The organism is Microbacterium galbum (genome assembly GCF_032464915.1).
GTDB lineage: Bacteria > Actinomycetota > Actinomycetes > Actinomycetales > Microbacteriaceae > Microbacterium > Microbacterium galbum.
The window spans coordinates 1,695,457-1,719,290 of sequence record NZ_JAWDIS010000001.1; the positions used below are offsets into that span (position 1 = coordinate 1,695,457).

At 72.2% G+C, this 23,834-nt stretch carries 23 protein-coding genes and 2 riboswitches; of the genes, 12 read left to right on the forward strand and 11 right to left on the reverse strand.

Annotated features, from left to right (window positions below; genetic code table 11):
- Window positions 1-63: 63 nt before the first annotated feature.
- The 7 genes from RWH45_RS08005 to RWH45_RS08035 form a co-directional block, all read right to left on the reverse strand.
- Window positions 64-552: a thiaminase II/PqqC family protein gene (locus tag RWH45_RS08005; RefSeq protein ID WP_315994604.1), complete on the reverse strand. Its 489-nt coding sequence runs from the start codon at window positions 550-552 to the stop codon at window positions 64-66.
- A 15-nt stretch (window positions 553-567) separates the two neighbouring features.
- Entirely contained in the window at window positions 568-1,494 is a 927-nt protein-coding gene (gene thiD / locus RWH45_RS08010) for a bifunctional hydroxymethylpyrimidine kinase/phosphomethylpyrimidine kinase (protein WP_315994343.1), read from the reverse strand.
- Complete coding sequence (thiE, locus tag RWH45_RS08015; protein ID WP_315994344.1) at window positions 1,491-2,138, reverse strand: thiamine phosphate synthase; 648 nt, start codon at window positions 2,136-2,138, stop codon at window positions 1,491-1,493. Before thiE ends, thiD begins: the two co-directional genes overlap by 4 nt.
- Window positions 2,135-2,980, reverse strand: coding sequence for a hydroxyethylthiazole kinase (gene thiM, locus RWH45_RS08020; protein ID WP_315994345.1), 846 nt, complete (start codon window positions 2,978-2,980; stop codon window positions 2,135-2,137). The genes thiE and thiM overlap by 4 nt, the downstream gene beginning before the upstream one ends.
- Window positions 2,972-3,063, reverse strand: a riboswitch (TPP riboswitch). Its footprint overlaps the gene before it by 9 nt.
- Before the next feature lie 226 nt (window positions 3,064-3,289).
- The gene (locus tag RWH45_RS08025; protein ID WP_315994346.1) at window positions 3,290-4,639 is read right to left on the reverse strand and encodes an HNH endonuclease; all 1,350 of its coding nucleotides are present in this window, start codon (window positions 4,637-4,639) and stop codon (window positions 3,290-3,292) included.
- Window positions 4,640-4,908: 269 nt separating this feature from the next.
- A complete protein-coding gene (locus RWH45_RS08030) occupies window positions 4,909-5,265 on the reverse strand; it encodes a GntR family transcriptional regulator (protein ID WP_315994347.1) in 357 nt (118 codons plus the stop codon).
- A gap of 3 nt (window positions 5,266-5,268) precedes the next feature.
- A complete protein-coding gene (locus tag RWH45_RS08035) occupies window positions 5,269-6,882 on the reverse strand; it encodes a D-alanyl-D-alanine carboxypeptidase family protein (protein WP_315994348.1) in 1,614 nt (537 codons plus the stop codon).
- Between the two features lie 36 nt (window positions 6,883-6,918).
- Window positions 6,919-7,029: riboswitch (TPP riboswitch) on the forward strand.
- Here RWH45_RS08035 and RWH45_RS08040 point away from each other — a divergent pair.
- The 3 genes from RWH45_RS08040 to RWH45_RS08050 all read left to right on the forward strand — a co-directional run bounded on the left by RWH45_RS08040 (window position 7,022) and on the right by RWH45_RS08050 (window position 9,899).
- A complete protein-coding gene (locus RWH45_RS08040) occupies window positions 7,022-7,660 on the forward strand; it encodes an ECF transporter S component (protein WP_315994349.1) in 639 nt (212 codons plus the stop codon). Its footprint overlaps the riboswitch before it by 8 nt.
- Window positions 7,660-9,108, forward strand: a complete 1,449-nt coding sequence (locus RWH45_RS08045; RefSeq protein WP_315994350.1) for an ABC transporter ATP-binding protein — start codon at window positions 7,660-7,662, stop codon at window positions 9,106-9,108. The genes RWH45_RS08040 and RWH45_RS08045 overlap by 1 nt, the downstream gene beginning before the upstream one ends.
- Entirely contained in the window at window positions 9,105-9,899 is a 795-nt protein-coding gene (locus RWH45_RS08050) for an energy-coupling factor transporter transmembrane component T family protein (protein ID WP_315994351.1), read from the forward strand. Before RWH45_RS08045 ends, RWH45_RS08050 begins: the two co-directional genes overlap by 4 nt.
- Window positions 9,900-9,998: 99 nt before the next feature.
- Here RWH45_RS08050 and RWH45_RS08055 read toward each other — a convergent pair whose 3' ends face one another.
- Window positions 9,999-10,493: a GNAT family N-acetyltransferase gene (locus tag RWH45_RS08055; RefSeq protein ID WP_315994352.1), complete on the reverse strand. Its 495-nt coding sequence runs from the start codon at window positions 10,491-10,493 to the stop codon at window positions 9,999-10,001.
- Window positions 10,494-10,636: 143 nt separating this feature from the next.
- On the opposite strand from RWH45_RS08055, the gene RWH45_RS08060 reads away from it, so the two are divergent.
- Genes RWH45_RS08060 through RWH45_RS08075 form a run of 4 tightly spaced genes read left to right on the forward strand, consistent with a single transcriptional unit; the run spans window position 10,637 to window position 14,013 of the window.
- The gene (locus RWH45_RS08060; protein WP_315994353.1) at window positions 10,637-11,605 is read left to right on the forward strand and encodes a hypothetical protein; all 969 of its coding nucleotides are present in this window, start codon (window positions 10,637-10,639) and stop codon (window positions 11,603-11,605) included.
- Window positions 11,606-11,651: 46 nt separating this feature from the next.
- Window positions 11,652-12,413 carry an SDR family NAD(P)-dependent oxidoreductase gene (locus RWH45_RS08065; RefSeq protein ID WP_315994354.1) on the forward strand — a complete coding sequence of 254 codons (762 nt, stop codon included), beginning with the start codon at window positions 11,652-11,654 and terminating at the stop codon, window positions 12,411-12,413.
- The gene (locus tag RWH45_RS08070) at window positions 12,410-13,186 is read left to right on the forward strand and encodes an enoyl-CoA hydratase/isomerase family protein (protein ID WP_315994355.1); all 777 of its coding nucleotides are present in this window, start codon (window positions 12,410-12,412) and stop codon (window positions 13,184-13,186) included. The genes RWH45_RS08065 and RWH45_RS08070 overlap by 4 nt, the downstream gene beginning before the upstream one ends.
- Complete coding sequence (locus tag RWH45_RS08075; protein WP_315994356.1) at window positions 13,183-14,013, forward strand: SDR family oxidoreductase; 831 nt, start codon at window positions 13,183-13,185, stop codon at window positions 14,011-14,013. The genes RWH45_RS08070 and RWH45_RS08075 overlap by 4 nt, the downstream gene beginning before the upstream one ends.
- Before the next feature lie 84 nt (window positions 14,014-14,097).
- Here the strand turns inward: RWH45_RS08075 and RWH45_RS08080 are convergent, their stop codons facing one another.
- Window positions 14,098-14,940, reverse strand: a complete 843-nt coding sequence (locus RWH45_RS08080; RefSeq protein ID WP_315994357.1) for a Cof-type HAD-IIB family hydrolase — start codon at window positions 14,938-14,940, stop codon at window positions 14,098-14,100.
- Between the two features lie 308 nt (window positions 14,941-15,248).
- On the opposite strand from RWH45_RS08080, the gene RWH45_RS08085 reads away from it, so the two are divergent.
- The 5 genes from RWH45_RS08085 to rlmN all read left to right on the forward strand — a co-directional run bounded on the left by RWH45_RS08085 (window position 15,249) and on the right by rlmN (window position 21,290).
- Complete coding sequence (locus RWH45_RS08085; RefSeq protein ID WP_315994358.1) at window positions 15,249-17,150, forward strand: beta-glucoside-specific PTS transporter subunit IIABC; 1,902 nt, start codon at window positions 15,249-15,251, stop codon at window positions 17,148-17,150.
- The gene (locus tag RWH45_RS08090) at window positions 17,137-18,588 is read left to right on the forward strand and encodes a family 1 glycosylhydrolase (protein ID WP_315994359.1); all 1,452 of its coding nucleotides are present in this window, start codon (window positions 17,137-17,139) and stop codon (window positions 18,586-18,588) included. The genes RWH45_RS08085 and RWH45_RS08090 overlap by 14 nt, the downstream gene beginning before the upstream one ends.
- 41 nt (window positions 18,589-18,629) lie before the next feature.
- Window positions 18,630-19,460: a PRD domain-containing protein gene (locus RWH45_RS08095; protein WP_315994360.1), complete on the forward strand. Its 831-nt coding sequence runs from the start codon at window positions 18,630-18,632 to the stop codon at window positions 19,458-19,460.
- A gap of 21 nt (window positions 19,461-19,481) precedes the next feature.
- Window positions 19,482-19,748: an HPr family phosphocarrier protein gene (locus RWH45_RS08100; protein WP_315994361.1), complete on the forward strand. Its 267-nt coding sequence runs from the start codon at window positions 19,482-19,484 to the stop codon at window positions 19,746-19,748.
- A gap of 237 nt (window positions 19,749-19,985) precedes the next feature.
- Window positions 19,986-21,290 carry a dual-specificity RNA methyltransferase RlmN gene (gene rlmN / locus RWH45_RS08105; RefSeq protein WP_315994362.1) on the forward strand — a complete coding sequence of 435 codons (1,305 nt, stop codon included), beginning with the start codon at window positions 19,986-19,988 and terminating at the stop codon, window positions 21,288-21,290.
- Window positions 21,291-21,312: 22 nt separating this feature from the next.
- On the opposite strand, the gene RWH45_RS08110 is transcribed toward rlmN, so the two are convergent.
- Window positions 21,313-22,935, reverse strand: coding sequence for a class F sortase (locus tag RWH45_RS08110; RefSeq protein WP_315994363.1), 1,623 nt, complete (start codon window positions 22,933-22,935; stop codon window positions 21,313-21,315).
- The gene (locus tag RWH45_RS08115; protein ID WP_315994364.1) at window positions 22,932-23,816 is read right to left on the reverse strand and encodes a DUF4397 domain-containing protein; all 885 of its coding nucleotides are present in this window, start codon (window positions 23,814-23,816) and stop codon (window positions 22,932-22,934) included. The genes RWH45_RS08110 and RWH45_RS08115 overlap by 4 nt, the downstream gene beginning before the upstream one ends.
- Window positions 23,817-23,834 lie beyond the last annotated feature (18 nt).

Consider the following 23,834-nt stretch of genomic DNA (forward strand, 5'->3'; position numbering starts at 1 on the left):
GCCGGGAATCGTCGCCACCGGGCCGTCCGAAGCGACAGAACGTGGCGACTCGCGCGAGCGGGGTCAGCGCAGGGGCGCCTCGAAGAACGCCCGCTCGAGGGCCATCGAGCGGTCGTAGGCCGCGGCCATCGCGGAACGGACGGCGGGGGATGCCGCTCGCGCGGCGGCATCCACGATCCCCGCCGCCTCGGCCGACGACGCCGCGAACACCTCGTCGCCGTAGGCGGTGAGCCAATCGGCGTAGGCGTGGTCGGGGCCGAATGTTCCGCGCCAGCGCGCACCGATGTCGGTGTACAGCACGAAGCAGGGGAGGACCGCCGCCACGAGCACCGCGTACGAGCCCGTGCTCGACGCGGCGTGCAGGTGGTCGGTGTAGTCGAGGGTGGATGCCGCGGGCTCGAGACCCGCGGGGTCGACGTGCGAGCGGTGCAGCTCCGCCTCCTCGGCCAGGCACGACACCGACGCCGCGGCCCAGAAGCGCTGCTCGTCGACCGTGGGCGCGAGGGCCGCGGCGCGGGCGAGGACGCGCGCGTACTCGCGGAGGTAGAGCAGATCCTGGCCGAGGTATCAGGCGAACGCCGCGCGATCGAGGGTGCCGGATGCCAGGCCCCGTACGAAGGCGCAGGCGTCGACGTCGGCGCGGATTCGGGCCGTGGCATCCCACCGCTCGGCGCTCCACGACCGGCCGAGGTCGATGTGCGGGCGCAGCTCGTGCAGGTGGTCGATCGGGCCGTTGCCGTGGCCGACGTGCAGCGCCTCGGCGTGCTCGAGCGCGCCGGTCAGCCAGCGCTTCGCGCGGGTCAGGGCGTCCGGCCACGACAGGCCGTGGGCGGCGAGGGTGGCCATGGCCGACGACAGCGAGCAGCCGGTGCCGTGGGTGTGCCGGGTGTCGACGCGGGGTCCGGCGACCGGATGCACGCCCGAGCCGTCGATGATGGCATCCGGGCTCTGCTCTCCGTCGAGGTGGCCGCCCTTGAGCAGGACGGTCGTGCGGGAGCGCTCGGCGAGAAGCTGCGCCTGAGCGACGGCGGCGTCCCAGGACGCGGCGCGCGGCTCCCCCACGAGCACGGCGAGCTCGGGGAGGTTGGGGGTGACGAGGTGCGCTCGGTGGCAGAGGGCGCGCACGGCTTCTTCGGCGTCGGGGTCGAGCAGGCGGTCGCCGCTGGTGGCGACCATGACCGGGTCGAGCACGACGATCGGCGGCTGCACCTCGGCGAGCCAGCCCTCGACGGTCGCCGCGACCTCGACGGAGCCGAGCATGCCGATCTTGACCGCGTCGATCTCGACGTCGTCGCTGACCGCGCGCAGCTGCGCGTCGAGGAACGCGGTGGGCGGCACGTGCACCTCGCGCACGCCTCGGGTGTTCTGCGCCACGAGCGCCGTGACCGCGGCCATGCCGTAGCCGCCGAAGGCGGCGATCGACTTGAGGTCGGCCTGCACGCCGGCGCCGCCCGTCGGGTCGGTGCCGGCGATGCTCAGGACGCGCGGGCTCACGCTCCCGCCTCCCACTCATCGCGGAGGTCGCGGACGACCGCGCCGGGATCGTCGGCGCCGCTTACCGCCGACACGACGGCCACGCCGGCCGCCCCCGCGCCCCGCAGAGCGGCGACGTCGTCGACGCCGATCCCGCCGATCGCCACGCAGGGCAGGGGAGTGGATGCCGCGAGCGCGGCGAACCCGTCGACGCCGAGCGGGCGCGGGTGGTCGGGTTTGGTGGCGGTGGCGCGGATGACCCCGACGCCGAGGTAGTCCACGGTGTCGGCGGGGAGCGCGGCGGCGGCCGCGAGATGGGCGGGCGTGTTCGCGGTCCACCCGATGAGGGCGTCGGGGCCGAGCAGCGCGCGGGCGGCGTCGACCGGCAGGTCGCTCTGCCCCAGATGGATGCCGTCGACCCGCGCCCCGCGGTCGCGGGCGGCGAGCACGACGTCGAGGCGGTCGTCGACCACGAACGCGCACCGCCCGGCGACGACATCGGCCAGGTCGAGGGCGCGCGCGAACAGCTCGCCGCCCGTGGCGATCTTGTCGCGCAGCTGCACGACGGTCACCCCCGCGGTGACCGCAGCATCGACGATGTCGCGCAGTCGGGCGAAGGGCACGCGATGATCGGTGACGAGGTGCAGCGAGAGGTCGCGGGTCATCGTCGGACCCCTGTCTCGACGGTGTCGGCTCGTTCCGTCTCGATGCCGACCGATCGCAGGTCGGACGGCTCGAGCGCGGCCAGCTCGTCGAGGAAGGCGACGGCGAACGACCCCGGACCGCGGGAGACGGATGCCGCCCGCTCCGACGCGATCGCCCAGACCGCGCTCGCGGCGATCGCCGCATCGAACGGTGCGGTCACCGCCGAGAGGGCCGCCATCGCCGCGCCGAGGGCGCAGCCGCCGCCGGTGACCCGGGTGAGCAGGACACTGCCGCCGATCACGCGCACTGTGCGCTCGGCATCCACGATGAGGTCGACCTCTCCCGACACGGCGACGGTCGCTCCCGTCTCCCGCGCCAGGGCTCGGGCGGCTTCGAGGGCGTCGTCGGGCGAGTCGGTCGCGTCGACGCCGCGGCCGCCCGCTCCCGATCCGGCGAGGGCGAGGATCTCGGAGGCGTTGCCGCGGATGATCGCCGGCCGTGCGGCGAGCAGCTCACGGGCGAGGGCGGTGCGGACCGGCAGGGCGCCGACGGCGACGGGGTCGAGCACCCACGGGGTGCCGGCGCCCACGGCCTCGCGGGCGGCATCCCGCTGCTCGGCGGTCGGGGTGCCGAGGTTCACCAGCACTCCGCCCGCGACGCCCGCGAACAGACCCGCCTCGCCGGGGATGTCGCACATGGCGGGGGCGGCGCCGAGGGCGAGCAGTGCATTGGCGGTGAAGTTCGTCACCACCGCGTTCGTGATGCACTGCGTCAGCGGAGCGGCCCGACGGAGGGCCTCGAGGCTTTCGGCGGGGGCGGGCCCCGCGGGGGTGGACGGAGACGACGACGTGCGAACGACCATTCGCGACATCCCTTCGCTAGTACGAACTAGATCAGGTTCGACGGGTGTGTTCTCAGCCCTGGCGGGCACCCCGTGTCACTGCGGGCGACGCTAGCACAGGGGGTGCCGATCCCCGGGGCGAGCGGCAGGGTGAGGGGATGCTCGCGGGCATCCGTCGCCGGAAGTCCCGGGGAGCGCGGCGTCGCGTGTGCGCATGGGGGCCAAGGCGGACGCGTGATGCGTGTGCGAGGGCGAGCGCGAGTCCGGCTGTCCCGGGCGCGCTCACTTCCCCGAGGGTTCGTGAGGGGTTGGTGGACGGTCTCGCAAAGATCAGAACGGCGCGGGAGCCTCATCCGGATCGGGTGGCGCGAGGTCGTCGGGAAGGAAACGGACCGCGGGGGAATAGGGCAACGGTTCGTCGGTGTACGTACGGCCGGTCGGCGAGGTCCACTCGAGGACTCCGCCGGGGAGTTGTCGAACTTTCCAGCGCGTGAACTGTTTCTGCGTGTGATGGCGCTGGCACAGATGGGCGAGATTGGCGACGGCGGTGGGGCCGCCCAGAGCATGGTCGACGGTGTGGTCGACCTCGCAGCGGACGGCGGGCACGATGCAGCCGGGCCACCGGCAGTGCCGGTCACGCGCCCGGAGGTTGCGGTCGATCGCAGACGTGCGGTGATATGTGTCCGTGTGGAGCACGGCGCCGGTGACGGGGTGGGTGAGGACGCGGTCCCACGGGGTGGCTGTGGACTCCGCGAGCGTGCGGGCGGTGTGCGCGTCGACGGGTCCGTGCCCGACCAAGTGAGCAGGATCGGCGTTCTCGGTGCCGGGGTCGAGGATGCTGAGTGCGGGCACCACCACCTGCACGCGCGCGCGAATGGCGCCGAGGGTTCCCGGGCCGTCATCCCCGCGGGTGGGGTCGGCCTCGGGGGCCGCCGTGAGGAGGAGATCGGCGAGGATGTCGGCGCGCAGCTGCGCGGTGGTGCGCTCGTCGGCGAGAGCGGTCGGCACGGGGGCGGTACCCGCATCGCGATGATCGATGACGGTGCGGGCCTGCTGAGTCAGTCGGTCGTGGATGCCGACGGCGAGGACCGTGGGAAGGGTGGCGATGAGATCGGACATGCCGTCGGCCCCCGTGACGACGCGTACGCCGCGGGTCTCTCGCCCGCGCGCGTGACGTTCGGTGAGGGTTGTGGAGTGAAGCTGCTCCGCCAGCACGGCCAGGCGGGAGCGGAGTCGGCCGGGGCTGAGCCCGGGTGCAAGCGCGACGGCGAGCCTGTCGAGCTTGTTGCGCGTGTCGGGCGGGATCTCGCCGCCGATGTCGGCGATGACGTGCGCGTGGGTGCGACGGAGAAGGCCCGCCTCCCATGCGGCGAGGGTCGCGGGATAGTCGTCGACCAGGGTCATCGCGCGGATGATCTGACGCTGGAGCGACCGATCGGAGAGGCTCTCGGCCGCGGCGAGTTCCGACGCGATCTCGCGCAGCGCCAACTCGGCCGCACGCGACGAGGCGCGCTGGCCGGCCATCACGTCGAGGGCGAGGTGCCCGGCTTCGGCGAGGGCGCGGGTGCGGGCGACTTCGGCGGCCGCCAGGCTCTTTCCTGCTCGCACGACCTCGTCGAGCACCGCGGACAGGGGCCGCGCCGGCCCGTCCGAGGTCGAGAGGGAGGTCTCATCGTGCATGTGTGCATGCTACCGGGGACCTCCGACATTACCCCAGGTCAAGAGGCTCTTCTGTGGATAGATCGCTCGAGCGCTGGGTTGGGGAGGAGGGCTCGCTGCCCGGCTTCCTCGGCCGTCTACCGCATCGCAGCCCGGACGGACCGCCCACCGGGCTCCCGACCGTGGCATCGCCGCTCCTCACGCGACCGGCGACGGCTCCGTCGCCCACCGAGCGCCGCCCGGATGCGCAACCGCCGACCACCCCATCGCCGCGCCGAAACCCCGCTCCCTCACCCCGCGCCGAGGGCCGCGCGCACCAGAGCCACCGCGTCCGTCGGCGAGACGCCCAGACTCCGGACCGTATCGGCGTACGTCTTCGCCGCCTGAGCGGCGCGCGTCGCCGCCGCGTCGCCGCCGCGGACGATCGTGCCGGCGCGACCGCGGGTCTCGACGTACCCGGCCTCCTCGAGCTCGCGGTACGCCCGGGCGACGGTGTTGGCGGCGAGGCCCAGCTCGGCGGCGAGGGTGCGGACCGGCGGCAGGCGCGTCCCCGCGACGAGGGAACCGTCATCGATCGCGGCGATCACCTGCGCCCGCACCTGCTCGTACGGCGGGGTGGGCGATTCGGCATCCACGGAGAACTGCATGGGTCAGTCGTTCACCCCGAACAGGTCGAGCGGGTGGGTCAGACGCCACCACGGGCTCGGCGGCTCGATCTCCGCCGCGAGTCGCACGTCGACGGTGGACGCGTCGACCGGCCCGGTCGCCGTGAAGGCCCCGACCGTCTCGCCCTCGTCGCGTGCTTCGCCGAGATCGAAGCGCGTGGAGGTCTGCGCGCTGGCGCCGTTCCACAGCACCACGGTCGCGTCGTCGGCGGTGACCAGATCGATGTCGTCGCTCCAGAGCGTCTCGACCTTGCCGACGACGGTTCCCGCGGTCACGGACGGGCTCGGCTGCAGCTCCTCCTCGAGGCGCGTGAAGAGGTCGCGAGTGGCCTGGTTGCGCGTGTCGGGTCCGGGCTGGCCGAGCACCGCCGCGTAAGCCCGGACCGTCGTCCCGGCGACCGTGATGTCTTTCGCGGTCAGGAGGTTCCACGCATCGAGGGTGCCGGTCTTGACCCCCACCACGCCGGGATCGCCCAGGAGCGCATTGCCGTTCTTGAAGGTGCCCGCACCCGGGAGGGTCAACTCCGGAGTGCGCACGATCTCCGCGATCACGGGGTTGGCCAGGGCCCGTTCGGCGAGCGCGATGAGGGCCGCGGGCGTCGCGGCGTTCCCCGCTTCGATGCCCGTGGGGTTGACGATCGTGATGCCGTCGATGCCCCGCTCGGTGAGGTAGGTGTTCGCGGCGGCCGAGAACGCGGCATCCGTACCGAAGAGATCGGATGCCAGGCGCTGGGCGTAGTTGTTCGCCGAGGCGATCAGCATGCCCTGCAGCATCTGCAGCTGCGTGAGGCTTCCGTCGACGGGCACGTCGAGGGAGGATTCGCCGCGGGCGCGGTACTGCCAGTAGTCGGCGCTGTCGGCCTGGGTGAAGGCGTACGTCTTGCCCTGCTCGCCGGGTGCCAGGGGCAGGCGGTCGAGCACCACGAGCGCGGTGACCACCTTCGTGATGCTCGCGATCGACTCGGGCGCGCTCGCCGCCGATGACAGGGTGCCGGGCACGCCGTCGATCGCGATCGCCGCCTCTCCGTCGGCGGGCCACGCCGGCTGCGCCGCGGGCGCCGCCGCGGGCTCGACCGCGACCGCGCGGGTCGTGGGCTGCACGGCGTTCAGCGGCCACAGCAGGGTTGTGGCGACGTACGCGGCGAGCATGAGCACGAGCAGCACCGGGGGCACGACCGTGGCGGGCCGGAGTCGTCGGCGACGCGCGCCGGAGAGCAGGTCGGCCTGTCGACTCGTCGCGCCCGACACGATGAAGGTCGGCGACGGACGCGGCGCCGACGCCTCGCCCGGATCGACCCACGACAGGGCTCCGAGCAGGACGGGGGCGTCAGCGGACGTCGGAGCAGCAGCCGTCGGCGCAGGGGCGGGCATGGTCGCCGGCGCGTCCGGCGCCAGGGCGACTCCCGGGACTGACGGCGCCGGGTCGGCTCCCGGAACGGACGGCGCCGGTGCGGGTACCGAGGTGGTCGCGGCGTCACCGCTCGCCGGAGCGTCCGTGACGTCGGCGCCCGCCGGGCTCTCGGCATCCGTCGGGCTCTCGAGCGACGACTCGGCCGGGTCGCGCTGCGCGCGCCTCGCGGCCGGGGTCTGCTCGTGCACCCGCCCACGCTACCCCGGCCGCCTGTCTATACTCTTCAGCACAACCACGGGAGTCCGGTGAGCCGGGCTGAGAGGAAGCGAATCCACGCTTCGACCGTCGAACCTGATCCGGATCATGCCGGCGCAGGGAGGAGATCACATGCACACGTCCACGTCTGCCCGCACGGCCCCCGCTTCAGCCGCGTTCGCCGGGAACCGCTTCCGCTGGCGCGTCGTCGACATCGTCGTCGCCGCCGTCCTGGGCGTCGCGATCGGCCTCGTCTTCTGGGGGTGGAACACCGTCGGCGGGATCTGGTTCGGAGCCATGGATGCCGTGACCCCCGGCCTCGGCGGGATCGCCGTGGGCATCTGGCTCCTCGGCGGCGTGGTCGGTGGCCTCATCATCCGCAAGCCCGGTGCCGCGCTGCTCGTCGAGCTGATCGCGGCGATCGTCTCGGCCCTCATCGGCAACGTCTGGGGCATCACCACGATCTTCTCGGGTCTCGCGCAGGGCCTCGGCGCGGAGCTGATCTTCCTCGCCTTCCTCTACCTGCGCTTCACGCTCCCGGTCGCGATGCTCGCCGGCGCCGGCGCGGGGATCGGCGCGTGGGTGCTGGAGCTGTTCCTGACGCCGAACATCGTCAAGTCGCTCGAGTTCAACCTCATCTACCTCGGCACGCTCGTGGTTTCGGGCGCCGTGCTGGCGGGCGTGGTGGGCTGGTTCCTCGTGCGCGCGCTCGCCGCCACGGGCGCCCTGAGCCGATTCGCCGCGGGGCGGGAAGCACGCCGCGACGTCTGATGGCGCATCCCGCACGCGTCGACGTCGAGGGGTGGGGCTGGCGCTACGCCGGTCGCCGGCTGCCCGCGACGCGCGGGGTCGACCTGCGCATCGAACCGGGGGAGCGGGTGCTGCTGCTTGGTGCCTCGGGCGCCGGCAAGTCGACTCTCCTCGCCGGCCTCGCGGGGCTCCTCGGCGGCAGCGACGAGGGTGAGGCGACCGGTCGCATCGTCGTCGACGGACAGGCGCCCGAGGCCCAGCGCGGCCGCATCGGCCTCGTCCTGCAGGACCCCGAGTCGGGCATCGTCCTGTCGAAGGTCGGTGACGACGTCGCCTTCGGCTGCGAGAACCTGGGTGTGCCCGCGGCCGAGATCCGGGCGCGGGTCGCCGAGGCCGTGGCATCCGTCGGGCTCGCCGTTCCCCTCGACCGCCCGACCAAGGCGCTCTCGGGCGGGCAGAAGCAGCGTCTCGCCCTGGCCGGCGTGCTCGCGATGCGCCCGGGGCTGCTGCTGCTCGACGAGCCCACGGCCAACCTCGATCCGGTGGGCGTCGCCGAGGTGCGCACCGCCGTCGAGCGGGTGGTCGAGAGCGAGGGGACGACCCTCGTGCTCATCGAGCACCGCACCGCCGTGTGGGCGGACCTCATGACGCGCGTGGTGGTGCTCGCCCCGGGCGGCGGCGTGCTGGCCGACGGCCCGCCCGACCGCGTCTTCGCCGAGCACGGCGATGCCCTCGCCGCCGCGGGGGTGTGGGTACCGGGGCGCCCGGTCGACCTCCCCGTCCTGCCGCCGGTCGATCGGAGGGATGCCGTGCTCTCGGCCCGCGGACTGTCGATCGGGCGCGAGAGGCGCGCCGTCGTGGCATCCGGGCTCGAGGTCGGGATCCCCGCCGGCGCGGGCACCGTGGTCACGGGACCGAACGGCGTCGGGAAATCGACGCTCGCCCTCACCCTCGCGGGACTGCTGCCGGAACTCGCCGGGGAAGTGATCGCGGCGCCCTCGCTCTCCGTGCGCGGGATCTCCCGGCCGTCCCGGTGGCGGTCCACCGAGCTGCTGACGCGCATCGGCACGGTCTTCCAGGAACCGGAGCACCAGTTCCTCGCCTCGACCCTGCGCGACGAGCTCGCCGTCGCCTCGCGGGCTCTCAAGCGGTCGGCGGCCGAGGTCGATGCGATCGTCGACGAACTGCTCGAGCGGTTGGATCTGGCATCCCTCGCCCTGGCGAACCCCTTCACGCTGTCAGGCGGACAGAAGCGGCGCCTGTCGGTGGCGACCGTGCTCGCGGCGTCTCCCGAGGTCATCGTGCTCGACGAGCCGACGTTCGGCCAGGACCGCCGGGGGTGGACCGAGCTCGTCGCGCTGCTGCAGCGGGAGATCTCGCGGGGACGCACGGTCGTCGCCGTCACCCACGACGCCGACGTGGTGCGCCACCTCGGTCAGCATCGGATCGTCCTGGGGGATGCCGCATGAGCCGCGCCGCGGAGACGGTGCCGGTGCGGGAGCGGTCCGCGTGGCTCGACGGGGTGAACCCGGTCGCCAAGGTGCTCGTCGCGCTGGTGCTGGCCGTGCCGTTGCTGGTCACCCTCGACGCGGTGAGCGCGAGTACCGCCCTCGTGCTCGAACTGCTGTGCGTACCGCTGACCGGACTGTCGTACGCGCTGGTGCTCCGGCGGCTCGTGCCCGTGCTGGTGTTCGCCCCCGTCGCGGCGATCAGCATGCTCCTCTACGCCCGCCCCGAGGGGACCGTCTACGCCACCTTCCTCTTCGCCACGGTGAGTGACGGGTCGATCGCCCTCAGCGTCGCGGTGCTGCTGCGCGTGATCGTGCTGGCGCTGCCGATGATCCTGCTCTTCGCCCGCACCGACCCCACGGAACTCGCCGATGCGCTCGCGCAGGTGGCGAAACTGCCGAGTCGCTTCGTGCTCGGCGTGCTCGCGGGAGCGCGCACGGTGGGGCTGTTCGTCGACGACTGGCGAACGATGGCCCTCGCCCGTCGCGCGCGCGGCGTGGGCGATCGCGGCGCGCTGCGGCGGTTCTTCTCGATGGCCTTCGTGCTGCTGGTGTTCGCGGTGCGCCGCGGAACGAAGCTCGCCACGGCGATGGAGGCCCGGGGATTCGGCGCCGACGTCGAGCGCACGTGGGCGCGGCCCTCGGCCCTCTCGGCTCGGGATGCCGTCGCCGTCGGTTCAGCGGCGCTGCTCGTCGCTGCGGCGCTCGGGGTGGCGGTGGCGACGGGGGCGTTCCGTGTGGTGGGGACGTAACGACCCTGCCCCGTCGAGTGTCCAGGAAACGCCGTGCCCCGCGGAGTCGAGGCGGCGTGTGGTGGACACTCGACGCGCGCGGGGCGGACGGTCTGCGGGTCAGAACACGTACTCGAAGCACAGCGAGCGCGGCATCGTCTCGACGTAGGGCTCGTACACCGGGATGGGGGTGAAGCCCGACGCGGCGTACATGCGCAGCGACTCGGGTTGCATCCTGCCGCTCTGCAGGATCACGCGGGACGCGCCGCCGCGGCGGGCGAGGTCGACGACCTGGGCGGTCAGTGCTCTCCCGACGCCGCGCCGACGGGCGGTGTCGCGCACGATCAGGCGCTTGAGTTCCCACTCGTCGCCGAGGCGCCGCAGCATCACGTGGCCGATCGGGCTGTCGTCGGCGTCGATCGCGAGCAGTGTCGCAACGATCTGCTCGCGATGCACGGCCAGCGCGGCGGTCCGCTTCGCGGCGAACTCGGGGGTGTCGTCGGCGTCGGCCTCGCGGTACCGCTCGTCGAGATCGTCGTCGAGGATGCCACGCAGGTACACGGCACGAGGGTCGTCGACGTCGACGGACTCGAGGTGGAAGGCGGGGGCGTTCACTCGTCGAGCCTAGCTTCGCGCTCGTCGCGGATGGACGCGCCGTGGCCGCGAGGCGACCCGATGGCGGGCCGCCGCACCCGCACGGCGCGTCGCGGACGCCGTCGATGCGGCGAGGCAGAATGAGGAGGGGGGAGGTGCGCAACGTGGAGCTCGCGCTGGGATTGGTGGCGGTGAGCGCGGCCGTCGCGACGGTCGTGTTCTTCGTCGCGATGCCGCGCATCGGAACCCCGGGCCGCACCACGCTCTTCCTGCGCTTCGCCGCCGTCGCCGGAGTGTGCGCCGTCGGATCGAGCGCGATGTACTTCATCTACACGGCGGGCGGTGGCATCCTGAGCCTCGTCCTGGGGGACGTGGCGATGGTGCTCGCGCCGTCGCTCCTGCTCGTCGCGGTGAGCGTCCTCGACGGCCGCAGCGCCCGGCGCACCTCGGCGGCCGTCGTCGCCCTGGCGCTGCTCGTGGCGATCATCACCGCGATCGTGCCGCTGCCCGGATCGCTCGCCGTCAAGGCCCTCGCGCTCGCACTCGCGTGCGGGGCCTGCGCCATCGCCGCGTTCCGTGCCGACATCGACCCGCTCGCGCCGGTGCGACTCATCGCCGTGACGACGGCGGTGTTCGCCGTCTACTGCGTCGTCCGGGTCGTCGTCGGAGCTGTCGCGGGATGGGACTCGCTCGTCTACCTCGTGGGCTTCTCCTACGCCCCGGCGACGGTGCTGGGCGCCGCGGCGGTGGTTCTGTGCGGGGCGGCCGTCATCCGCCTGCGTTTCGGTGCACACGCACACGAGAAGGAGGTCGAGTGCCCCAACGGCTCGCTCGTCGTCGTCGGAGACTGGGAGCTGGCCGTCGCGGCGTACGGCGCGGATCGCGTGCACGAACTCGTCGGTCAACTCCGACAGGCGGCTCGCGGCCTCGACCCTCGAGCGCTCGAGGTTCCGCGCGGCGTGGAGCTGACGATCCCCGACCCGCTGTCGACGGTCAGCACCTGCCTGAAGAGCGACTACGGCTGGAAGGCCGAAGACGTGATCCTGCTCGTCGACGGCACCTCGACCGCGGCGATCCGGACGCAGACCGGCACCGTCCAGCGCCGGCGGTGGTGGGGGCTCAGGCGATCCTGAGTCTCGGCTAGGGTGGGACCCGGTTTCAGCTTTCGAAGGAGAACGCATGGATGTCTCAGGAGCCTCCGCCCTCGTCACCGGCGGTGCCTCGGGCTTGGGTCTCGCCACCGCGCGACGCCTCGCAGGTGCCGGCGCGCACGTCACCATCGTCGACCTGCCCTCGTCGTCCGGCGCCGAGATCGCGGACGAGCTGGAAGGCGCCTTCGCCGCGGCCGATGTCACCGACCCGGAACAGATCGCCGCGGCCGCAGCCCGGGCGGCCGAGGCCGGCCCGCTCCGCGTGGTCGTGAACTGCGCCGGGATCGCCCCTCCCGCGAAGGTGCTCGACCGCGACGGAGCGCCCTCGTCGCTCGCCGACTTCGAGCGCGTCATCCGCGTCAACCTCCTCGGCACCTACAACGTCATCGCGCAGGCCTCCGCCGTCATGGCGAAGACCGATCCGACCGAGGGGGGTGACCGGGGCGTCATCGTCAGCACCGCGAGCGTCGCCGCGTTCGACGGCCAGATCGGCCAGCCGGCGTACTCGGCGAGCAAGGGCGGCGTGCACGCGATGACGTTGCCGATCGCCCGGGAGCTCGCGCGCCACGGCATCCGGGTGTGCACCATCGCGCCGGGCATCATGGAGACCCCGATGTTGAAGGGGCTGCCGCAGGCCGCGCAGGATTCGCTCGGTCAGCAGGTGCCCTACCCCTCGCGCCTCGGCGCCCCCGACGAGTACGCGCGACTCGTCCTCGCGATCGTCGACAACGGCTACCTCAACGGCGAGACGATCCGCCTCGACGGCGCGATCCGGATGGCTCCGAAATGACCGACGGCATCCTGCTCCACGTCGAGGGCGGGCTCGCCCGGGTCACCTTCGACCGCCCCGCCTCGCTGAACGCGATGGACTTCCCCATGGCCCGCCGCTGGCGCGAGGTCGCGCACGAGGTCACCTCCGACGCGTCGGTCGGGGCGGTGATCCTGGATGCCAGCGGCCCCGCGTTCTGCGCCGGCGGCGACGTGGTCGCGATGTCGACGAGCGGATCCTCCGGCGCCGAGGTGACCGAGACCGCCCGGGCCATCCACGACGGCATCCGCACCTTCGCCGAGGCGCCGCTGCCGATGGTCGCGGCCGTGCAGGGCGCCGTCGCGGGCGGCGGCCTCGGCCTCATGCTCACGGCCGATTACGTCGTCGCGAGCGAGAACGCGCGCTTCGTCAGCCGCTACGCCAACATCGGCCTCACCCCCGACCTCGGCGTCTCCACGCTTCTGCCCGCGGCGATCGGGCAGCGCCGCGCGCTGCAGCTGCTGCTGCAGGACCGGATGCTGGATGCCGCGGAGGCCCAGGACTGGGGCCTCGTCGCCGAGGTCGTGGCATCCGCCGACCTCGCGTCGCGGGTCGAGCAGATCGCCCGCTCCTGGCTCGACGGCGCGACCGCCGCCTTCGGGCAGGCGACGCGTCTCGTGCGAGTGGGCGCGGCGCGGACGTTCGCCGAGAACCTCGACGACGAAGCCGCCACGATCGGCGCGGCCTTCGACACCCCCGAGGCGCGGGCGCGGGTCGCCGCGTTCGCCGCCGCCTCCGCGAAAGGACGCTCGTGACGCTCTCCGGAAAGACCATCCTCATGTCGGGCGGCAGCCGCGGCATCGGCCTCGCGATCGCGCTGCGCGCGGCCCGCGACGGAGCGAACATCGCGATGCTCGCCAAGACCGACACCCCGCACCCGAAGCTCGAGGGGACCGTGCACACCGCCGCCGAGGCGATCCGCGCGGCGGGCGGTCGCGCGCTGCCCATCGTCGGCGACGTGCGGGACGAGGCATCCATCACCGAAGCCGTGATACGCACGGTGGGGGAGTTCGGCGGCATCGACATCGTCGTCAACAACGCCAGCGTGATCGACCTCTCGGGCTCGCTCGAGCTCGCGACGAAGAAGTACGACCTCATGCAGGACGTCAACGTGCGCGGCACCTTCCTGCTTTCGCGCGCGGCGATCCCGCAGCTGAAGCAGGCCGAGAACCCGCATATCCTCTCGCTGTCGCCGCCCCTGAACGTCTCGGCGAAGTGGCTGGGCGCGCACACGGGGTACAGCCTCGCGAAGTTCGGCATGACGATGGCGACGCTGGGCCTCGCCTCCGAGTTCGCCGGCGACGGGATCGCCGCGAACACCCTCTGGCCGCGCACGACGATCGCGACCGCCGCCGTGCAGAACGTCATCGGCGGGGACCGTCTCATGCGCGTGTCGAGGACACCCGAGATCTACGCGGATGCCGCGTACGAGGTGTTGACCGCGCCGGCGCGCGAGCGGAGCGGGCAGACGCTCATCGTCGAGGACGTGCTTCTCGCCGCCGGGGTCACCGACTTCTCCGGCTACGCCGCGGTGCCCGGGACGCCGGATGAGGCGATGTACCCGGACATCTTCTTGGACTGACGCGGAGTCTGGTCCCTCCGACGGGCTCGGGGACCGGGGCTGCGGAGCCGGTCCCTTCGACGGGCTCGGGGACCCGCGCGGGCCTCAGATCAGGCCGAGCTCGGCGAACGCGTTATGGACCCCGTCGTCGAGCACGGCGGTGGTGATGCGACCCGCGAGGCGCTGCAGCTCCGGCACCGCGTTGCCCATCGCGACCGGCGTGCCGACGACCTCGAACATCTCGACGTCGTTCCAGCTGTCGCCGATTCCGATGGCATCCGCGGCCGACAGGCCCAGCTGGGCGAGGACGGACGTGATCGCGGAGCCCTTGGTCACCCCGGCCTGCCCGATCTCGCCGTTCGACCCGCCGGGCAGGGGAATCGACCCCGGGATGACGTGGAACCCGTCGCCGAGCGCCGCAGCAGCGTGGGCGACGGTGTCGGTCGAGGGGCTGACGAACACGGCCTTCGCGACCGCGTCACGGTCGACGTCCGACACGGGGCGCGGTTCGCGCCACAGCGGCTGCTCGGCCGGCAGGCCCTGGGCCTCGAGCTCGGCGGCGCGCTGCGCGTGACGCTCGCGTCGGTATTCCGTCATGACCGGCCCCATGCCGTCGCTGGCATACACGCCGCCGTGGGTCTGGAGGAAGTAGTGGATGCCGTGGGCCTCGAAGTAGCGTTCGAGGGCCTCGACGTCGTTCCGCGGCATCGGGCGTTCCACGATGAGCTCATCGTCGCGCATCGCGTAGGCGCCCCCGTTCGTGATGGCTCCGTCGAAGCCGATCGCGAGCACGTCGGGATGGATGTCGCCCGCCGACCGCCCGGTCGAGAGCCACACGAGGTGGCCGTTCTCGCGCGCGCGGCGGATCGCCGTCGCGGTCGAGGGGGCGATCACGGAGCCGTGCTCGAGGATCGTGCCGTCGACGTCGAGGAAGGCGATGCGGGTCATGTGCGCTCCAGGGAGGATCGACTGCGGGCCGTGCGGCTCGGGCCGATCCGGTCGGGGGAAGGGGTGCGTGGGGGTGCGCCACCGCGGGGCGCTGCCGTGGTCACCGTATCGCGATCCGTCCCGGGGGAGCGCCGGGTGGTCCGGCATCCATCGCTCATCGTGTACAGTCGCCGGTGGACATGTGACTGGTCATGCAGGCAGGATCCGAACGCAGTGCGAGAGCACCGCCTTCGGGTCCTTTTTTGTTGCCCGGGCGGCATCGGAGTCGATGCCGCGACGCGTGTCCTTCGAACCAAGGAAGGACTTCGATGACCACCCAGGACAGCTCCCGCGCGATCCTCGAGCACGTCGGGGGAGCGGCCAACGTCGCGGCGCTCCACCACTGCTCGACCCGTCTGCGGTTCACCCTCGCCGACGAGAGCCGCGCCGACGAGGCCGCGCTCAAAGCCACTCCCGGCGTCATCGGCGTCGTCACCGGCACGCAGACCCAGGTCATCGTGGGCTCGGGCGTCGCGGACTACTTCCGCGAGATCGAGAAGCTCCGCAGCGGCGGCACCGGCACCCGGGCGGGTGCGCGGGTCGAGGCCGCGAAGCCGAAACCGACGCTCAAGCGCGCCGGGGCGGTGACGATGGACTTCGTCGTCGGCGTGTTCACCCCGATCATCCCCGCCGTCGCGGGTGCGGGCATCTTCAAGTCGTTCCTCATCCTCGCGGTGGCCCTCGGCTGGCTGCAGACGACTGATCAGACCTATCAGGTGCTCACCGCGATCCCCGACGCGGTCTTCTTCTTCCTGCCGCTGCTCGTCACCTATACCGCGGCGAAGAAACTCGACACGAACATCCCGCTCGCCCTGGGCATCGTGGGTCTGCTCGTCTTCCCGACGTTCGCCGGCCTGCTGACGCAGGAGGGCGGTGTGGCCCTCTTCGGACTGACCGTCCCCGCCATCGCCTACAACGCTCAGGTCTTCCCGCCGATCCTCGCCGTGCTGCTGCTGGCGGTGGTCGAGCGTCTCGCGCGCCGCATCAGCCCGAGCGTCATCAGCACGTTCCTCGTCCCGCTGATCTGCTTCATCGTCGTCGCCCCCGCCACGATCTTCCTGCTCGGCCCGCTCGGCTTCTTCCTCGGAACGCTGCTGACGGGTGCGATGCTCTGGCTCTACGGCACGCTCGGCTGGATCGCCGTGGCCCTGATGGCCGCAGCCCTGCCGTTCATCGTCTCGGTGGGCATGCACAAGGCCTTCATCCCGCCGACGGTGGCCACCATGGCATCCGCGGGTCGGGAGAGCTTCTACCTCGTCGCCTCCCTCGCGCACAACCTCGCCGAGGCCGGATCGAGCCTCGCGATCGCCGTGCGCACGAAGAACAAGACGCTGCGGGGAACCGCGATCTCCTCGGGGATCTCGGCCTTCTTCGGTATCACGGAGCCTGCCCTGTACGGCGTCACCCTGCAGAACCGTCGCGCGATCGTCTCGGTCGTCATCGGCGCGTTCGTCGGCGGCGCGTACCTCGGCATCGCCGCGATCTCGGCCTTCGCGCTGGTCAGCCCGGGAGCCGCGTCCATCTCGATGTTCATCGACATGGCCAACCCGTGGAACCTGCTGCACGCCGTCATCGGCGCCCTCGTCGCGATGGTGACCTCCTTCATCGTCTCGCTGGTGATCTGGAAGGACTCCGATTCCGCCACCGTGCGCCTGCTCGAGCAGCAGTCCGGCGCGTCCGTTCCCGCCCCCGACGCCGCAGGCGGGGTGGTCGCACCGATGACCGGCGAGATCGTCGCGCTCGGTGCCGTCGACGACCCGGTGTTCTCGGGCGGCATCCTCGGACCCGGGATCGCCATCCGTCCCGCGGACGGCGAGGTGCGCGCCCCCATCAGCGGCGTCGTGTCGAGCCTCCTTCCCTCGCGCCACGCCCTCGGCATCCTCGGCGACGACGGCCTCGAGGTGCTCGTGCACGTGGGCCTGGACACCGTGCGACTCGAGGGTGCGCCCTTCATCGCCCACGTCGAGCAGGGCGACCGGGTCGAGGCGGGCCAGCGCGTGCTCACCGCCGACCTCGCCGCGATCGAAGCGGCCGGACTCGACATCACGACGCCCGTCGTCGTGCTCAACGGCGACGCGTACGACGTCGCCCCCCTCGCCACCGGACGGGTCGCCGCGGGCGACGCGCTGCTGGCCATCGACGCGAAGGAGACCGCGAATGGGATTGCCTGACGGATTCCTCTGGGGCGGCGCCCTCGCCGCCAACCAGGCCGAAGGGGGCTGGAACGAAGGGGGCCGCGGCCCCGCCGTGTCGGACGTGGCGAAGTACCGCCCGAACGTCGACCCGCGCGAGTACGCCGTGCACCACCAGCACACCCTCGCCAGCATCGCCGCGGCCATGGCGGACGACGACATCTCGCTCTATCCGAAGCGACGCGGTATCGACTTCTACCACCGCTACCGCGAGGATCTGGCGTTGTTCGCCGAGATGGGGTTCTCGGTGCTGCGCGTCTCGATCGCGTGGTCGCGGTTGTACCCCACCGGTGAGGAGCAGGAGCCGAACGAGGAGGGCATCGCCTTCTACCTCGATCTCTTCACGGAGATGCGCCGTCTCGGCATCCGACCGCTGGTGACGCTGTCGCACTACGACCCGCCCCTCGCCCTCGCGCTGAAGAACAACGCCTGGGTGGACCGCGGCACGATCGCGCTGTTCGAGCGGTTCTCGCGCACCTGCTTCGAGCGGTTCGGCCACCTCGTCGACCTGTGGCTGTCGTTCAACGAGATCGACGGGATCATCCGCCACCCCTTCACCTCGGGCGGCATCATCGACGAGACCGTCGAGGGCTCGCTGGAGCAGGCCTGCTACACCGCGCTGCACCACCAGTTCGTGGCGTCGGCATCGGTGACGAGGATCCTCCACGAGCTGTGGCCGGAGTCGGAGATGGGCTGCATGCTCACCATGCTCACCACCTACCCGAACACCTGCCACCCCGACGATGTCGCCGCCACCCAGGCCAAGGAGCGCCTGCTCTACCTGTGCACCGACGTGCAGGCCGGCGGCGCCTACCCGCGCCTGGCGCTGAAGGCCCTGGAGGCGAAGGGCATCGTCATCCCGTTCGAAGAGGGCGATGTCGAGCTGCTGCGCGCGCACCCCGTCGACTACATCTCCTTCTCCTACTACATGACCCTCACCGAGTCGGTGCGACCGGATGCCGAGCGCACCCCGGGCAACACCGTGCTCGGTGTGAAGAACCCGTTCCTGGAGTCCAGCGAGTGGGGCTGGCAGATCGACCCGGTCGGGCTGCGCATCTCGCTCATCGACCTCTACGACCGCTACGGCAAGCCGCTGTTCATCGTCGAGAACGGCCTGGGCATGCGCGACGAGCTCACCGACGACGGCCGGATCCACGATCCGTACCGCATCGACTACTTCCGCTCCCACTTCGCCGAGATGATCCGCGCCGTGGACGAGGGCGTCGACCTGCGGGGGTACGCGAGCTGGGCGCCGATCGACATCATCAGCGCATCGTCGTCGCAGATATCCAAGAGGTACGGTTTCATCCACGTCGACCAGGACGACCTCGGAAACGGCACCGGCGAACGACGTCGCAAGGACTCGTTCTTCTGGTACCGCAAGGTCATCGCCTCGAACGGGGCCGACCTGGCGTGATCGCCACCGCGGCGCATCCGCCGGGGTCGACGGAGACACCCATGCAGATCATCAAGAAGGTGCTGAACTCCAGCGTCGTGCTCGTCGAGGACGAGCGCGGCGTGGAGCGCGTGCTGCTCGGCAAGGGCATCGGCTTCGGTGCCAAGCCGGGCGCCACGGTCGCGCCCGAGGACACCGACCGCGTGTTCGTCGCGCTCGACGACACCGACCAGCGCAACCTCGTCGAGCTGCTGGCCCAGATCCCGGGGGAGTTCGTCGAACTGACCCGTTCGATCGTGATGGATGCCGAGGACGGTGGCATCCAGCTCGATCCGCACATCTATCTGACGCTCACCGATCACCTGCACTTCGCGGTGGAACGGCTGCGTCGGGGGCTGCGTGTCACGAACCGGCTCGCGTGGGAGGTGCGCACGGTCTATCCCGCGGAGTACGAGGTCGGCCTGCGTGCCCTCGCGCTGCTGCGCGAGCGCACGGGGGCGGCCCTCCCCGACGAGGAGGCGGCCAACATCGCGTTCCACCTCGTCAACTCCGAGGTGGGTCGTCCGGCCGTCGATTCGATGCGGGTGGTCGGCCTCATCTCCGACATCACCACGATCGTCACGCACTCCGGGGGAGTGGCCCTGGATGCCGACGACCTGCACACGCGCCGATTCCTCACGCACCTGCAGTTCTTCGCCGAGCGCCTGTTCTCCGACCGGCTCGCGGCGCAGGACGACGACCTGCTGTTCGCGACCATGACGGCCAAGCACCCGCGCGCGGTCGCCACGGCCGAGCGCGTCCGCGCGTTCGTGCTCCGCGAGCATCAGGTCGCGATCTCCGACGAGGAGGTCGGCTATCTCGCCCTCCACATCGCTCGCGCACAGTCGAGCTGAACACCCGAAAGGTCCCTCCCCATGGCACAGCGCACCGCCGTCTTCGGCTCCCCGTCCGGCCTGCATTCCCGCCCGGCCGCCACCTTCGCCCGTGCGGCCGCGGCATCGAAGCACACGGTGACCCTCGCCGCCGGCGACACCTCCGTCGACGCCCGCAGCATCCTCGCGCTGCTGCAGCTGGGTGTGAAGACGGGCGACGAGGTCGCCCTCGAGGTCGACGGGCCCGAGGCCGATCGCGTCGCCGACGAACTCCGGGCGCTGCTCGAGCGGGATCTCGACGCCGCCTGACCCTGACGGCGCGAGGGGTCGGTCGGGAGTCTCCCCCCGACTCCGGTGATCGGCCCCTCGCGCTCTTCTTTTCCGTCCGCCGCTCGAGCGACGCAGACGTACGTCCACCGGGGTCGCCCCCGGGGCTGACCGGGGTCGGCGCCCGGCATCCGTCGCGTGGCAGGGAACCGGTGTTCGCGCCGGTGTCCGGCTCCGCGCCCAGCCGCGTCGCAGCCGCGCCCCGGTACCCTGGAAACCATGACCGATCAGCCCCCCGTGCGCACGACCACGCCGCCGGTGCGCCCCGCGGGGGCGCCGGCCGACACCGGCATCCGCGAGACCCGTCCGAAGACCGGACGCCAGGTGCGCCCCGCGACCGAAGGATGGCAGCAGGCGAAGGACGACACCGGCCGGCCGCTCCTGCAATTCGCGAGCCCCAAGCGCGGCAAGCCGCCGGTGCACCTCGCCGACCTGACCGCCGACGAGCGCGTCGCCAAGGTGAAAGAGCTCGGCCTGCCCGGCTTCCGGGCGAAGCAGCTCGAGAAGCACTACTTCACGCACTACACGTCCGACCCGGCCGCGATGACCGACCTGCCGGCATCCGGTCGCGAGGAACTCGTGGCGGGCATGCTGCCTCCGCTGCTCACCGAGGTGCGCCGGCTCGAGACGGACCGCGGCGACACCATCAAGTTCCTGTGGAAGCTGCACGACGGCGCCCTCGTGGAATCCGTCCTCATGCGCTACCCCGGTCGCATCACGCTGTGCGTGTCGAGCCAGGCCGGCTGCGGCATGAACTGCCCGTTCTGCGCCACCGGTCAGGCGGGGCTGACCCGTAACATGTCGGCCGCCGAGATCATCGAGCAGATCGTGCGCGCCAACGCGCTCATCGCCGCCGGCGGCCTGGGCGGCAAGAAGAGCTCCGACCACTCGCTCGACCGCGTCTCGAACATCGTGTTCATGGGCATGGGTGAGCCGCTCGCGAACTACGCGCGGGTCATGCAGGCCGTGCGCGTGATGGTCGACAAGGAGCACGGGCTCGGCATGAGCGCGCGCGGCATCACGGTGTCGACCGTGGGCCTGGTCCCGGCGATCAAGAAGCTCGCCGACGAGGACATCCCGGTCACCTTCGCCCTCTCGCTGCACGCGCCCGACGACGGCCTGCGCGACGAGCTCATCCCGGTGAACTCGCGCTGGAAGGTCGACGAGGCCCTGGATGCCGCCCGCGCCTACTTCGACAAGACCGGGCGCCGCGTGTCGATCGAGTACGCCCTGATCAAAGACATGAACGATCACGCCTGGCGCGCCGACCTTCTGGCCGACAAGCTCAACGCTCGCGGTCGGGGATGGGTGCACGTCAACCCGATCCCGCTGAACCCGACTCCGGGGTCGATCTGGACGGCATCCGAGGTGCCCGTGCAGAACGAGTTCGTGCGTCGTCTGAACGACGCCGGCATCCCGACGACCCTGCGCGACACCCGCGGCAAGGAGATCGACGGGGCGTGCGGTCAGCTCGTCGCGACCGAAGAAGACGAAGCCGTCGCCGAGGCGATGCCGGTCGGCTGAGCCGCGGTGCGGGGAGCGCTCGTCAGGCGGCGACGGCCGTCACGACGAGATTGTCGACATAGTGCCCGCTGGCCGGATCCCACGCCCCGGCGCACGTGACGAGCCGCAACTGCGGCGTCGGTGTGGGGGCGTAGATGGACTCGGTCGGGAAGCTGTCCTTCTCCACGGTCTGCAGGCCGGTGACGACGAAATTCGCCGTCGAACCGTCCGCGCGCTCGACCGCCACGGTGTCCCCCGGGGCGAGTCGGGGGAGGTCGATGAACACTGCCGGCCCGGTGGGGGAGTCGACGTGGCCCGCGATCACCGCCGGGCCCACCTCGCCCGGCAGCACGCCCTTCTCGTACCAGCCGACCGCGTCGTAGTCCGCGGGCGCTTGGATCCACCCGTCCTCGCCGCGGTCGAGGCCGACGAGGTCGCTGCTGACCCCGATGGAGGGGATGGAGATGTGCACCGGCGGCGCTGTGTTGGCCGACGAGGGAGCGACGGGGTCCTGGAACCCCGCCGCGGCACCGACTCCCGGCGCGGTCGTGCTCTGCGCGGCCGCACCGCCGGCGTCGTCGGTGAGTGCCGGGCAGCCGCCCAGCACGTCACCCGAGAGCATGGCCGTGGTCAGGGCGTTCCACGCGGACCCGTAGTAGGTGGGGGTGGATGCCGCGGTGTCGGTCATACGCTCCAGGTCGGCGCGAGCGTCATCCGACCGTCCGTCCGCCGCCGCCGCGGCGGCCCGGGCGGCGTAGGCGACGGGGTGCTGATCGGTGGTGCGCGGCCCCGCGCCGGAGTCGAGCTCGGCGGGGAGGGCCTCGTCCTCCGGCAGGGCGGAGGAGACGCGTGCGGCCAGGGCGCGATCGGCAGGGTCGCAGGACTCGGCGAAACGGATCGCCGTGCGCGCCGCGTCGTAGCCGTACCCCGGTTCGCCGCCGCCTCCGGCGGAGCCGGCGATCGCCACGGATCCGTCCGCGGCGACGGTGGCCCAGTCGGTGGGCAGGGCGTTGGCGTCCAGTAGCGCGGCGGTCGCGGCGCGACTGCCCTCGGCCAGCTCCGCCCACCGGGGATCGCCCGACGCCTGTTCGAGGACCGCGTATGCGGCCGGCGACGCGTACGACGGGTTGTAGGCGTGCGGGGAGGCCGTGGCCCACGGACCCGGGAGCAGGATGCGCCCGAGCGAGGTCTCGGCCGTCATCTCGTCGAGCACCGCCGCGCCCAGCGCCACGCCCTGCTCGCGCAGGTCGTCGCGGCCGAAGGCGTCGCCGGCGAGGACGAGGGCCCGCGCGGCGTCCAGATCGGCATCCGAGGCGGGTTGCTCGTCGACGACGCCGCCGTCCTTCCATTGCCACGAGAGGAGGAGGTCGTCGCGTCGGAGGTTCGCGGTGGTCCAGTCCCAGATGCGGTCGAAGCGCGCCGGATCACCCGCGGCCACCGCCAGGAGCATGCCGTAGGCCTGTCCCTCGCTCACCGTGTCACGGCCCTGGTCGGTGCGGACGACCCGCCCGTCCTCGACATAGGCGTCGAGGAACGCCGTCGCCGAGGCGACGGTCGCATCCTCCGCGGAGGTGTCGGGTTCGGCGGGAACGCCGCACGCGGTCACCGTCACGACGACGGCGGCCGCGAGGGCAGCCCCGGCCAGGGCGCGGCGCGCGATGCTCACGCGCCCGCCCGCACCCGGCGACGGGCCAGGAGGCCGGCCACGGCGACCAGACTGAGCACGCCGGCGACGCCCGCCACCGCACCGAGGGGCGTGGCCGAGGAGGGCGCGGTGCCGCCACCGCCGGTGTGGATGCCACCGACGGGCATGTCGGCGAGCGTCGCCGAGTCGGTGATGGCCTGCGCCGTCAGCGACCCCGTGGCGTCGTCGAGCACGAACACCGTCGACACGGAACCCGCGGGCAGGTCCACGGCCGAGGTGGCGGCCTCGTCGGCACCGGTGAGGGCGAGGTCCCACGAACCCGCGGGGACGGCGGCGTAATCGGTCGCGGCGCCGGCCGGCACGTCGCGCGCGATGACGCGTCCTTCGGCGGTGTCGACGTCGACGCTGGATTCGACCGTGGAGGCCTGCACCACGCGGACGCGTGCCTGGCCCTCCGCGGGCGCGGAGAGGTCGTCGTCGAAGACGGTGGTCTTCAGATCGGCGTTGCGGCCGTAGGCGGCTACGGTGAGGGGCTCGCCCTCGGCGATGTCGATCGACTGCTGCACGACGGGCTGGGTGCCGTCGGCCGCGTCGGAGGGGACCATCGACACGACGTAGGTGCCGTCGGCGAGGGGGATGTAGGGACTGACCGCGCCGTAGGCGACGTCGTCGAGTTCGTACACGACGGCGCCACCGGCGAGCGCGGTCAGCTGGACGTCGACGGACTTCGTGTCGGGCGAGAGGTGGGCCACGCGAGCCCATCCTCCCGGGGCGGAGTCGGCCGCGTGGGCTGCGGGGGCGACGGCTGCGGCGAGACCGGCGGCGACGAGGGCGGCCGTGGCTCCCGCGGCGATCCGCGTGACGCGGCGGCGGGGCGAGGTCGGTGAGGCGAAGCGGAACATGATGGTCCTTTCGTGGGG